Here is a 12,681-nt window from a genome sequence, read left to right as displayed (position 1 = left end):
CGGCTCACCGGCCGGAGCGGTAGTTCTCGGCCTTGTCGAGGATGGCGGTGAAGCGCTGCCACTGCTCGGCGCCCTCTGCGGTGGGGCCCACGGTGAAGTCCTCCGGGTCGAGGAAGTCCATCCTCGCCCGGGTGGCCGGGTCCAGGTCCCGCCACGCCGCCTCGTCCTGTGGTGATCGCGCCACTGGGCGATGCTATCCCCTGGAACGGCCACCGGCCCCGTACCGCGCGGTACGGGGCCGGTCCGGTTCCGGGGGCCGTTTCCGGGCGCCGTTTCCGGGGGCTGTTCCAGGGGGCGCCGGGCCGGCCGGGCGGGTCAGCCCAGCCGGCCGAGTCTGGCCATGAAGCCGGGCTCCGTCAGATCGTGCTGGAGCGCCACCGGCACGGTGGTCTCGCTGCCCCCGGTGCCGTCGCCGACGGTGAGCGTGCCGACCTCGGTACCGGCGGAGGCGGCGTGCGGCAGGGCCTCCTCGCCCTCGCCACCGTTCAGCTCCAGCGTGAGCTTCAGGCCCGGCCAGCCCGCCGCCCGCACGTCCTCGGTGACCGTGACCGGGGTACGTCCGCCGAGCCCGTCGTCCACGTACCCGACGACATCGCCGGCGTTGAGCACCGTCTCCTCGATCAGTTCCTCCTGGGCGAAGGAGATCAGCTCCTTCCCCGCGTTGAGCGCCCCGGTGAGGATCGACAGGTCGACGGGGTCCGGCGGCTGGCGCAGCACCGCGCCGACGATCAGCCGGGTCTCCTCGCCCACGGTCTGCTCGGCGGCGAAGAGGAGGTTGCCCAGGGCGGTGGTCGTGGTGCCGGTCTTGATGCCGACCGTGCCGTTCATGGGCACCAGGTGGTTCCAGTTGCCCTGCCGCTCACCGTTGCTGTCGTAGTACTCGGGCAGCCGCACGACCTGCCGGAAGACCGGGTCCTCCATGGCCGCCTTGCCCAGGATGACCTGGTCCTCGGCCGTGCTGACCGTGTCGGGGCTGAGGCCGGACGGGTCGGTGTAGGTGGTGTTCTTCATGCCGAGTTCGGCGGCGGTCTCGTTCATCTTGGCGACGAAGTCGGCCTCGGAACCGGCGTCCCAGCGGGCCACGAGGCGGGCCACGTTGTTGGCCGAGGCGATCATGATCGCCTGCAGCGCCTCGCGCTGGGTGAGGACGTCGCCGCTGGTGACGGCGACGACGGACTCGTCGTCCGAGTCGCCCAGGGCCACCTCGTCCTCGGCCTTCTGGTCGACCGGGATCTCGGCGCCGGTGGACTCGGGGTCGGCCTCCATGGGGTGGTCCCGCATGAGGATGTACGCCGTCATGACCTTGGCGACCGAGGCGATCGGCACCGGTTCCTGGTCGCCCGAGGTGCCGAACGTCCCGATGCCGTCCACGTCGAGCGCCGCCTGGCCGGAGGACGGCCAGGGCGCGGCGGGCACCTCGCCGTCGAACGTGAAGGACTCGGCGGCGGTGAGCCGGAGGGTGGGTTCCGGCAGCGGGCGCAGGGACTGCGCCACGGAGAAGACCACCAGGAGCAGGACGACCAGGGGCGTCCAGATCTTGACCCGCCGCACGAAGGTGCGCAGCGGTGTGGGCGGCGGCGGGGGCGTGTTGGTGAGCGCGGCGAGCAGTTCGAGGGGCTCGCGCTCGGAGTCCGCCACGGGCGGCGGCCCGGCGGGCGGCGGCGGGGCGGTGACGGGGGCCGCGGGCGCGGCCGACGCGGCCGACTGAGCGTCCGGCTTGGCGGGCGCGTCAACCGGCTTGGCGGGCGCGTCAGCCGGCTTCGCCGGGGCGTCGGTGGGCTTGGCGGGGGGCGAGGGTTGTGCGTCGGGCTTGGCCGGTGCCTCGGTCTGGGCAGCGGGCGGGGGCTTCCGCAGATCGGCCCCACCGCGGCCCGGACCGTCGCCACCGGAGGCGGAGGCGGGTTCGCCCGAGGCGTCCGGGCGGGAGTCGCCCTTCGGAGCCACGGCGGCCCCGGAGGCCGAACGAGGGTCCTCCTTCGGAGCCTTGCCACCGGCGGCGGGCGCCGTGGCGGGCTTCGGCGGGACGTCATCACCGGCCGCCGCGTCCGGGGAGTCCTCCCCGGCGGCACCGGCCGGCTCGGCCGGTATGGAACGCCCGGCGCCCTCGCCCGGCGTGTCCTTCTCCGCGCCGGCGGCGGACTTGGCCGTGCCAGGGGCGGAACGGGGCTTCGGCGGCAGGGAGTCCCCACCGTCGACGGCCCCGGGCGCAGCAGGCGCGGAGCTCGGCTTCGCCGGGACGGAATCCGGCCCGTCCGCAGCCTTCGCCGGGGCGTCACGACCGTCCGCAGCCGCGGCCCCGGCCGAGAACACCATCGTCGCGTCCGACCGGGCGGGCGCGTCCTGCTCCGCCACCTTGGGGGCGGCATCCGGCTTCGGCGGAACCGAACCCGCACCGTCCGCCTCGGCGGACGCCTCGGACGCGGCACCCGACCGGGCGGGCGCGTCCTGCTTCGCCACCTTGGGGGCGGCACCCGGCTTCGCCGGGACCGAACCCGCACCCTCCGCCTCGGCGGACGGCTTCACCGGCCCGGCGTTCTCCTTCGACGGGACCGAGCCCGCGCCGTCGGCGGGCTCGCGCGCGGCATCGCCGTCCTCGGCAGCCGCTCTGGGCGAGAAGTGCAGCGTCGCGTCGGAGCCGGCGGGGGCACGGTCGTCCCGCTCCGGCTCCGACGGGGTACCGGTGCTGTCCGTGGTGTCCGAGCCGGCGGGCTCGTCGCGCTCGGGCCGCACCGGCCCGGACGGCTTTCCACCGGCGGACTTCCGCCCGGCCGCGCCGGGCGTCGCCGGAGCGTCGCCGGCCTCATCGGCGGACGCGTCGGAACCCGCCGACGTCGAACCGTCCTTGTCGCGCAGCGCGGCAGCGGGCGAGAAGTGCAGCGTCGCGTCCGAGCCGGCGGGCGCGTCGCCGCCGGACTTCGCTTCCCCCGCCCCCCGCACGTCCGGCTTCGGCTTCGGCTTCGGCGGGACCGGGCCCGCACCCTCCGCCTCGGCGGACGTGGCCGCCCCGGCGCCCCCGGCGTCCTCGGCGCCCCCGGCCTCGTCCGCCGGGGTTGGCTCCCGCTCCGTGTCGGACGTCGGCGAGAAGCTCAGGGTCGCGTCCGGCGGAGTCGTCGTCGCGCGGGTGTCCTCCGGGGTGGGAACTGTTTCCGGGGGGCCGGACGTCCTTCCCCCTGACTCCTGCTGATCCTGCTCCCGCTCCGCGATGTCCGGGGACTCGCCCGCCACCGTGCCTCCTTAGCAACCTGATCTTCATGTCGTTCGCCGCTGGCCCTAACAGTCTGCCGGGTGCTGTGCACCATGGCTGACCACTCCCGGGGTGGCGGAAAAACGCTCTCCCTCCCCTTTGACGGCGCCGACATATCTACGGGTTCCATCACAAATCAACCACGCACTCTCGACAGAACAATGTGAGAGGCGTCACCCTGTCTTTCATCCACGCGGGGAGGCATGGATGAGCAGGAGTCGTAGGACCATTCCGGAGGAGCTGCTGCTGCTCGCTCTGGACCCGGCCACGGGTACCACCGCACAGCCGCAGTCACTCGACCTCGGCCTGGCCGGGGCCCAGCTTGTAGAGCTGGCTCTGGCAGGACGGATAGCCCCAGACGGGGACCGCATTGCCGTGGTACTGCCACGGCCGACTGGAGATCCCACTTTGGACTCCGCCCTGGAGTTGCTGCGCCGCCGCGGCAGCCCCGTGCGGGCGGTCAACTGGATCGGCGGGCCCCGCCTGGGGCTGCGCCAGACGTACCTATCGCATCTCGAACGCTGCGGCATGGTGCACGCGGTCGAGAACCAGATGTGCGGCGTACTGCCGACGACCCGGTATCAGGCGACGGACACTGCCGTCAGCCGGCAGATCCGGGCGCGGCTGGACACCGCCATCCGCACCGGTACGCCCCCGGATGCCCGGACCGCCGCGCTCGCGGCGCTCGCGCATGCGGTGGGGCTCGGCAAGCATCTGTATCCCGGGAACGAGGGGCGGTCATCCCGCTCCCGGTTGCGGGATCTGATCCGGCACGACCCGATGGGCGGGCTGGTGGCTCACGCGGTGATGGATGTGCAGAACGGGGTGGCGGGCCAGGCCGCCGCCCGGCGCCAGGCACAGCAGCAGCAACAGCAGGTGACGGAGCGGACTCCCGCCGCCGTCGGCCCTGCGCCGGCTGCCGCTGCCGCGGGCGCGGGCAAGGGCGCGGCGGCCCACGGCGGCGGCGTGCGCGTCCGGTCCCGTTCGCTCTCCCACTAGACCTACCGGGAGCCGCATCCGGCATGGGGTGCGACGGGGGTGCAGACCGCACCCCTGTCGTACCCCATGCCGATGTTTTCCAGCGGGCACACCTCCGTAGATGGCAGGCTGCTGAGCACCGGTCATATTGATCAACGCGATCGACGTGATCCACGCGATCTACGCAACGGAGGTGCACCGTCAGTGGCGGGCAATGTCAATCCCACTGTCCGGCGACGCAGACTCGGGCAGGAACTGCGGCGGCTCCGCGAGGACAAAGGCATGACGGCCGAGGAAGTGGCCGACCGTCTGCTGGTGTCGCAGTCCAAGATCAGCCGGCTGGAGAACGGGCGCCGGAGCATAAGCCAGCGCGATGTGCGCGATCTGTGCGGCGTGTACGAGGTCGATGACAAGAAGCTCATCGAGTCCCTCATGCAGATGGCGCGCGAGTCGCGGCTCCAGGGCTGGTGGCACGCGTTCGCCGAACTGTCGCCCACCTACAGCGTGTACATCGGCCTGGAGATGGACGCGTCCTCGTTGCGCGTGTACGAGCCGCAGATCGTTCCCGGGCTGCTCCAGACGCACGACTACGCGGCGGCCGTGATCGCCGGCGCGCTGCCGGAGGTGGCGCTGGAGGAGGTGGAGAGCCGGGTGCAGGTGCGGCTGCGGCGTCAGCACCGGATCCACGAGGACCGGGTCCCGTTGCGGCTGTGGGCGGTGGTGGACGAGGGCGCGCTCCGGCGCGCGGTGGGTGGCGCGGACACGATGCGCGGTCAGGTCGAGCATCTGCTGGACTGTTCACGGCTGCCGCACGTGACGCTTCAGGTGATGCCGTTCTCGGCGGGCGCGCATCCGGGGGTGAACGGGCAGTACACGATCATGGAGTTCCCGGAGAACTCGGATTCCACGGTGGTGTATCTGGAGGGGGTCACCAATGATCTTTATCTGGAGAAGCCCCATGACGTGCAGCATTACAGCGTGATGTACGAGCATCTGCGGGCGCAGGCGCTCAGTCCCGAGCAGACCAGGGACTTTCTGGAGGGGCTGCTCGCGGAGTTCATCAAGCAGGCGTCGTAGCGCACCGCGATCGAGCGGGCGCATATTGTAGTGTCAAAAACCTTTTCAGTAAAGGGAATTACGCGCTCATCATTCGGTCGGGTGAAGGTCTCCGTCAGGTGTCCGGCCGGACGAGTACGGTCGCTCCGATGCGCCGCCGCATGATCACCCGGCGGCGCTCCCACCCCCACCGGGAGAGAGAGCCGGAGCAGCCATGGCAGTGAAGCAGGGCACCACCCCCACCTGGAGAAAATCCTCGTATTCCGGCGGAAACGGCGCCTGTCTCGAGGTGAGGTCCGACGCCCCCGCACTGCTGAGCGTCCGGGACTCCAAAGTGCCGTACGGGCCACGGCTCGGGTTCGGTACCGGACCCTGGACCGAGTTCGTCGGCGCGGTGGCACGGACCACCGGGTTCCCGCCGCGCTGATCCGCACCACCACCGTGCCGGCACGGCACACCAGCGGTACGGATGCCCTCCCGTTCTCTCCCACCACGCCGGGAGGGCACCCCGGCCGGTCAGCCGCGCGGGTAGCGCTCCAGCCACGCCGCGGACGACTCCCCCGGGCCGTGCAGCGCCGGCCCCTGCGTCATCTCCAGGGCGAAGTCGTCCGCCAGTTCGGCGATCGCCGCCCTGCCCTCCAACTCCACCAGCCAGCCGGGCGGCAGCGCGGTCTCCCCGTGCAGCGCGCCCAGCAGATTGCCGCACACCGAGCCCGTGGAGTCCGAGTCACCGCCGTGGTTGACCGCCAGCAGCAGCCCGTGCTCCATGTCCTCGGCCACCAGCGCGCAGTACACGCCGATCGCCAGCGCCTCCTCGGCCACCCAGCCCTCGCCCAGCGACGCCACCCGTTCCGGGGACGGCAGCCCCTGCCGTACGGCGCCCAGCGCCCGTTTGAGGGCGTCCGTGGTCTCCTCGTGGTCCGGCCAGCTGCCCAGCTGCACCAGCGCCTTCTGCACCGCCGCGTCCAGGCCGTCGCCGCGCACCAGCGCGTGCGTGATCGCCGCGAACGCCCCGGCCGCCAGCCGCCCCGTGGGATGCCCGTGCGTCTGCGCGGCGCACTCCACCCCCAGCTGGAACACCAACTGCGGCTCCCAGCCCACCAGCAGCCCGAACGGCGCCGAACGCATCACCGTGCCGCAGCCCTTGGAGTCGGGGTTCTTGGGCTTCTCCACGGTGCCCATCGCCTCGTCCGCCAGCCCGCTCAAACACGCGTTGCCCGGCGCCCGGCGCGCGTACAGCCACTCCTCGCGCGCCAGCCAGCCGTCCCCCTCCCGCCGCTCGTCGGGCCCCCACTCGTGCTGGGTGCGGTACCAGCGGCGGTACGCGGCGTGCACATCGGTGGGCGGGTGCCAGGCGCCGGTGTCCCGCCGCACATGGGCGCGGATCAGGCCGTCCACCGTGAACAGCGTCATCTGCGTGTCGTCGGTGACCGCACCGCGCCGCCCGTACGCCGGGACGTAGTCGCCCACCCCCTGCGGCCCGTGCGCCGCGCGGATCGCCTCCAGCGAGTCGAACTCCACGCCCGCGCCGAGCGCGTCACCGATCGCCCCGCCCAGCAGACAGCCGCGCACGCGGGAGCGGAACTCCTGCTGCTCCGCGCGCCCCCATATGGCGCCGGCGACCGGCGCCGTCACCGGCCACCGCCGGTGCCCGTGCCCAGGACCGGCAGCAGCTCCGGCAGTTGCCCGTCGCCCGCCCGGGCCGCCTCCGTACGCTCGGCGCCGACCGGCCCGTACAGCGTGGTCCGCAGCCGTGAGGGCCGCCCGGCCGCCTCCGCGATCGCCCGCAGGTCCTTCACCGAGCGATAGGAGCCGTACGCCGACCCGGCCATACGGGAGATGGTCTCCTCCATGAGTGTGCCTCCCAGGTCATTGGCGCCCGATCGCAGCATCTCGGCGGCGCCCTCGGCCCCAAGTTTCACCCAGCTGGTCTGGATATTGGTGATGTAGGGGTGAAGGAGCAGCCGGGCCATCGCGGTGACCGCGCGGTTGTCGCGCGCGGTGGGCCCCGGGCGGGCGATGCCGGCCAGGTAGACGGGGGCGTTGGTGTGGATGAAGGGGAGGGTCACGAACTCCGTGAAACCCGCCACCCCCTTCTCCTCGTTGGCCCGCTGGATGCCGGCCAGGGTACGGAAGTGGCCCAGCCAGTGCCGGGGGCTGTCCACGTGCCCGTACATCATGGTGGAGGACGAGCGCAGCCCCACCTCGTGCGCGGTGGAGATCACCTCCACCCAGGTGTCGGCCGGCAGCTTGCCCTTGGTGAGGATCCAGCGCACCTCGTCGTCGAGGATCTCCGCCGCCGTGCCCGGGATCGAGTCGAGTCCCGCCTCCTTGGCGGCGATCAGCCACTCGCGGATGGACAGGCCCGTACGGGACGCCCCGTTGATGACCTCCATCGGGGAGAAGGCGTGCACATGGATGCCCGGCACCCGCTGCTTCACCGCGCGCACGATGTCGAAGTAGGCGTCGCCCGGCAGATCGGGGTGGATGCCGCCCTGCATGCACACCTCCACGGCGCCCACCTCCCAGGCCTGGGCGGCGCGTTCGGCGACCTGGTCCAGGGAGAGGGTGTACGCGTCGGCGTCGGTGCGGCGCTGCGCGAAGGCGCAGAACCGGCAGCCGGTGTAGCAGACATTGGTGAAGTTGATGTTGCGGGTGACGATGTACGTCACCTCGTCCCCGACCACCTCGCGCCGCAGGTCGTCGGCGGTGCGGCACAGCGCGTCCAGCGCCGGGCCCTCGGCGTGCAGCAGCGCCAGCGCCTGGGCGTCGGTCAGCCGGGTGGGATCGTCGGCGGCCACCGACAGGGCGTCCCGTACGTCCGCGTCGATCTTCTCCGGCACCATGCCGGGGGCCGCCGCCTCGCGCAGCGCCGACCAGTCCCCGTACACCTCGTCGAAGTCGGTACGGCGGTCCCCGGTACGGCCCGCCGTGTCGATCTCGTGGTGCAGCGCGGTGCGGCCGGAGGCGGTCAGCGGCTCGTCCGGCTCCTGCCACGGCAGCCCGGCCGGCAGGACGTCGGCGCGGGCGAGGCCGGTGTCCGGGTCGGCCAGCGCGCGCACGTGCGGCAGCACCCGCGGGTCCAGCCACGGCTCGCCGCGGCGGATGAACTCCGGGTAGATGGTGAGCCGTTCGCGCAGTGCGAAACCGGCCGCCGCGGTCCGGGCGGCGAGCGCGTCGATCACCGGCCAGGGGCGCTCGGGGTTGACGTGGTCGGGGGTGAGCGGGGAGACGCCGCCCCAGTCGTCGATGCCGGCCCGCACGATCAGCGCGTACTGCTCGTCGACGAGGTTGGGCGGCGCCTGGATACGGGCGGACGGGCCCAGCAGCAGCCGGGCGGTGGCGATGGTGGCGGCCAGCTCCGCCACCTCGGCGTCCGGGGTGCCGCGCATCGCCGTGTCCGGCTTGGCGCGGAAGTTCTGCACGATGACTTCCTGGATGCCGCCGTACGCGCGGGCGGTACGGCGCAGCGCGAACAGCGCGTCCGCGCGCTCGGCGTACGTCTCGCCGATGCCGATGAGAATCCCGGTGGTGAAGGGCACGTTGGAGCGCCCGGCGTCCTCCAGGACGCGCAGCCGCACGGCCGGCTCCTTGTCGGGCGAACCGTGGTGCGGGCCGCCCGGCTCGGACCACAGGCGGGTGGCGGTGGTCTCCAGCATCATGCCCATGGACGGGGCGACCGGCTTCAGCCGCTGGAAGTCGGTCCAGGTCAGCACGCCGGGGTTGAGGTGCGGCAGCAGCCCGGTCTCCTCCAGGACCCGGATCGCCATCGCCCGGACATAGGCGAGGGTGTCGTCGTAGCCCTCGGCCTCCAGCCACTCGCGCGCCTCGGGCCAGCGGTCCTCGGGGCGGTCCCCGAGCGTGAACAGCGCCTCCTTGCAGCCGAGGGCGGCTCCCCGGCGGGCGATGTCCAGCACCTCGTCCGGGGACAGGAACATGCCGTGGCCCTCGCGGCGCAGCTTGCCGGGCACGGTGACGAAGGTGCAGTAGTGGCAACGGTCCCGGCACAACCGGGTCAGCGGAATGAAGACCTTCTTGGAATAGGTGATGACCCCGGGGCGGCCGGCGGCTTCGAGCCCCGCGTCCCGCACCCGGCCTGCGGCGCCCGCCAGCCGTTCGAGGTCCTCGCCGCGGGCCTGGAGCAGCACTTCGGCCTCGGCGGCGTCCAGGGCCACCCCGTCGTCCGCCCGGCGCAGCGCGCGCCGCATCGCGTTCACTGTCGGTCCCTGCCCGGGTCCCTGCGCGCTTGTCGTCATTCCTCGAGCATACGAGCGTGAGCTGGACGAATCGCTGGGAAACCCCTTGAGCCCTCAGCTGATGTCTAACCCACTCTTTATCGGGGAGAGTTCAGACCGATAGACTCCAACGTTCGCCCGAGCAGCGGTTCACGAGCGGTTGAGAAGCAGAGGACACCATGGCCGAAGGCAAGGGGATCCCGGTGCGCACGCCCGCCTTGCGGTTCGCCGTGCTGGGCCCGGTACGGGCCAGGAACGGGGAGACCGAACTGCCCACCGGAAGCCCTCAGCAACGCGCCCTGCTGGCCGCGCTGCTGCTGCGCGACGGCAGTACGGCCACCGCGCAGGAACTGGTGGACGCCATCTGGGGCGAGAACCCTCCGCAACAGGCGGTGGCGGCGCTGCGCACCTACGCCTCGCGGCTGCGCAAGACGCTGGGCACCCGCGCCGACATCCTGGTCAGCGAGTTGGGCGGATACGCGCTGCGCCGCCGCCCCGACGACGAGCTGGACAGCGACCGGCTGACGGAACTGACCGCGGCGGCCGAGGCGGCGGCCGGCGCCGGGGAACTGCCGAAGGCGCTGGAGCTGTACGGCGCGGCCCTGGAGCTGTGGGACGGCGAGACACTGGCCGGCGTACCGGGCCCGGACGCCGAACTGCACCGGGCACGGCTGTCCGAGCAGCGTGTGGTGCTGCTGGAGACCCGGCTCGATGTGGCGCTCCAGGCCGGGCTGCACACGGAGTCGGTCTCCGAACTGACCGCGCTGACCACCTCCCATCCGCTGCGCGAGCGACTGCGCGAGCTGCTGATGCTCGCGCTGTACCGCAGCGGGCGGCAGGCGGAGGCGCTCGCGGTGTACGCGGACGCGCGGCGCATCCTCATCGATGAACTGGGGGTGGAACCGCGCGCCGAACTGTCCGAGCTCCAGCAGCGGATCCTGAACGCGGATGCGAGCCTGGCACAGCCGGCCGATGTTCCGGCGGCCGTGCCGGCGCTGGTGCGCCCGGCCCAGTTGCCCGCCGCCGTACCGGACTTCACCGGGCGGGCCTCGTTCGTCACCGACCTGGGACGGCAACTGGCGGCCTCGGGTGGCGGGGTGATGGCCGTCTCGGCGGTCGCCGGGATCGGCGGAGTCGGCAAGACGACGCTGGCGGTGCAGGTGGCCCACGCGGCCCGCGAGCAGTTCCCGGACGGCCAGCTGTACGTCGATCTTCAGGGTGCCGGGTCCTCGCCCCGTGAGCCGGAGGCGGTGCTCGGCGCGTTTCTGCGGGCGCTGGGGGTGGCCGATTCGGCGATCCCCGACGGGATCGCGGAGCGGTCCGGTCTCTTCCGTTCCCTGCTGGACGGGCGGCGGGTGCTGGCCCTGCTGGACAACGCGCGGGACGCGGCCCAGGTACGTCCGCTGCTGCCGGGCACGCCGGGCTGCGCGGCGCTGGTGACCAGCCGCATCCGGATGGTGGATCTGGCGGGCGCGCATCTGGTGGACCTGGACGTGATGAGCCCGGAGGAGGCGCTGACGCTGTTCACCCGCATCGTGGGGCACGAGCGGGTCGGCGCGGAGCGGGACGCGGCGATGGACGTGGTGGGGGCGTGCGGCTTCCTGCCGCTGGCCATCAGGATCGCGGCGGCCCGGCTGGCCAGCCGGCGCACCTGGACCGTGTCGGTGCTGGCCCGCAAGCTGAGTGACGAGCGGCGCCGGCTCGACGAACTCCAGGCGGGCGACCAGGCGGTGGCGGCCACCTTCGAGCTGGGGTACGGGCAGTTGGAGAAGGAGCAGGCACGCGCCTTCCGGCTGCTGGGCCTGACCGAGGGCCCGGACATCTCGGTGGCGGCGGCTGCTTCACTGCTGGACCGGGAGGTGCACACCACCGAGGATCTGCTGGAGTCCCTGGTGGACACCTCGCTGCTGGAGTCGGCGGCTCCCGGACGCTACCGCTTCCACGACCTGGTGCGGCTGTTCGCGCGGGCCTGCGCCGAGCGCGACGAGCAGCCTCCGGCGGAACGGGAGGCCGCGCTGGCCCGGCTGCTGGACTTCTACCTGGCCACGAGCGCGAAGGTCTTCGCCCTGAAACGGCCCGGCGGCCGGCTGGTGGAGCACCTGGAGACGACCTACCAGGCTCCGGCGGACTTCGACAACGACGATCAGGCACAGGACTGGCTGTTCGCCGAGGCGGGCGGGCTGCTGAGCGCCGCTCAGTCGGCCGCGTCCAGCCGGGTGCGGTCGGCCGCCGATCTGCTCCTGGTCGCCCGGGGCCTTGCCGAATCGGGCGCCTACGCCCGGCAGTTCGTGGTGGCCTGCGAGGCGGTGCTCCGCGAGGCCCGGCTGCGCGACGATCCGCATGCCCAGGGCCGCGCCCATTTCGCGCTGACCCTGGCCCACAGTCTCTCCGGCCGCTTCGGACTGGCCGACGAACACGCCCAGCACGCCATGCTGCTGGGTGTCGCGGCCGAGGACCCGGTGGTGCGGACCCAGGCGCCCAGTGAGCGGGGCATCATCGCGATGTACGAGGGCGACCACAAGGCCGCCGAGGTCTACTTCGCCGAGGCGCTGGCGGCCTTCCGTGACGAGGCCAACCGCGCCGGAGAGGCCAGCGCGCTCAGCAATCTGTCCCGGGCGCTGGGAGCCCAGGGACGTACGGAGGCGGCCGTCGAGACGGCCCGTCAGGCGCTCTCGATCTACCGGGGCCTGGGATCGGTGCTGCGGCTCGCCAACGGCCACTACGCGCTGGGGATGGCGCTGAGCCGGCGCGGCGCGCACCAGGAGGGGCTGCTCGAACTCGCCACGGCGCTCCACATCTTCGAGGAGAACCGGCAGCCGCTGTGGGTGGGCATGACCCTGCTGCGTCAGGCCGAATCGCTGCTGGAGACGGGCGGCGCGGCGGAGGCGGCGGTGAAGGCCGAGGACTCCCTGACGCAGTTGCGGGACATCGGTGGCGACTGGCGGCGGGCCCTGGTGCTGACCGTGCTCGGCCGGGCGCTCGACTCGACAGGGCATTCCGACCGGGCCAGGGCCTGCTGGGAGCACGCCCTGAGGTTCTTCGAGGAGTCCTCCAGCCCGGAGGCGGAAACCGTCCGCAACCTTCTGACGGCCACGAGCGTCTGAAACAGGCGAACCGGCCGTACCACTCGTACCATCTGGGCGTTCAGCGAACATTTATCAGCGGCTG

At 72.6% G+C, this 12,681-nt stretch carries 8 protein-coding genes; 4 read left to right on the top strand and 4 right to left on the bottom strand.

Annotated features, from left to right (window positions below; genetic code table 11):
* Positions 1–4: 4 nt before the first annotated feature.
* Positions 5–184, bottom strand: a complete 180-nt coding sequence (locus ACTFAP_RS17550) for a hypothetical protein (protein WP_200365233.1) — start codon at positions 182–184, stop codon at positions 5–7.
* 131 nt (positions 185–315) lie between these two features.
* A complete protein-coding gene (locus tag ACTFAP_RS17545; protein ID WP_500466804.1) occupies positions 316–3,225 on the bottom strand; it encodes a D-alanyl-D-alanine carboxypeptidase family protein in 2,910 nt (969 codons plus the stop codon).
* Between the two features lie 226 nt (positions 3,226–3,451).
* On the opposite strand from ACTFAP_RS17545, the gene ACTFAP_RS17540 reads away from it, so the two are divergent.
* The 3 genes from ACTFAP_RS17540 to ACTFAP_RS17530 all read left to right on the top strand — a co-directional run bounded on the left by ACTFAP_RS17540 (position 3,452) and on the right by ACTFAP_RS17530 (position 5,705).
* Entirely contained in the window at positions 3,452–4,243 is a 792-nt protein-coding gene (locus ACTFAP_RS17540; RefSeq protein ID WP_500466803.1) for a GOLPH3/VPS74 family protein, read from the top strand.
* A 183-nt stretch (positions 4,244–4,426) separates the two neighbouring features.
* Positions 4,427–5,299, top strand: coding sequence for a helix-turn-helix domain-containing protein (locus ACTFAP_RS17535; RefSeq protein WP_436979376.1), 873 nt, complete (start codon positions 4,427–4,429; stop codon positions 5,297–5,299).
* Positions 5,300–5,492: 193 nt separating this feature from the next.
* A complete protein-coding gene (locus ACTFAP_RS17530; RefSeq protein WP_390122923.1) occupies positions 5,493–5,705 on the top strand; it encodes a DUF397 domain-containing protein in 213 nt (70 codons plus the stop codon).
* Between the two features lie 89 nt (positions 5,706–5,794).
* Here the strand turns inward: ACTFAP_RS17530 and ACTFAP_RS17525 are convergent, their stop codons facing one another.
* On the bottom strand, positions 5,795–6,913 hold the full coding sequence (locus tag ACTFAP_RS17525) for an ADP-ribosylglycohydrolase family protein (RefSeq protein ID WP_390122925.1): 1,119 nt from the start codon (positions 6,911–6,913) through the stop codon (positions 5,795–5,797).
* Entirely contained in the window at positions 6,910–9,534 is a 2,625-nt protein-coding gene (locus ACTFAP_RS17520) for a bifunctional FO biosynthesis protein CofGH (RefSeq protein WP_500466802.1), read from the bottom strand. Before ACTFAP_RS17520 ends, ACTFAP_RS17525 begins: the two co-directional genes overlap by 4 nt.
* A gap of 158 nt (positions 9,535–9,692) precedes the next feature.
* Between ACTFAP_RS17520 and afsR the strand changes: the two genes are divergently transcribed.
* Positions 9,693–12,617 (top strand): SARP-family global regulator AfsR, encoded by a 2,925-nt coding sequence (gene afsR, locus ACTFAP_RS17515; RefSeq protein ID WP_500466801.1) that lies wholly within the window; start codon positions 9,693–9,695, stop codon positions 12,615–12,617.
* Positions 12,618–12,681 lie beyond the last annotated feature (64 nt).

The sequence above is a fragment of the Streptomyces sp. PH9007 genome (assembly GCF_059813725.1).
Note: the sequence above shows the minus strand (reverse complement) of the source record. Positions and strands in the feature narration are given on the sequence as shown.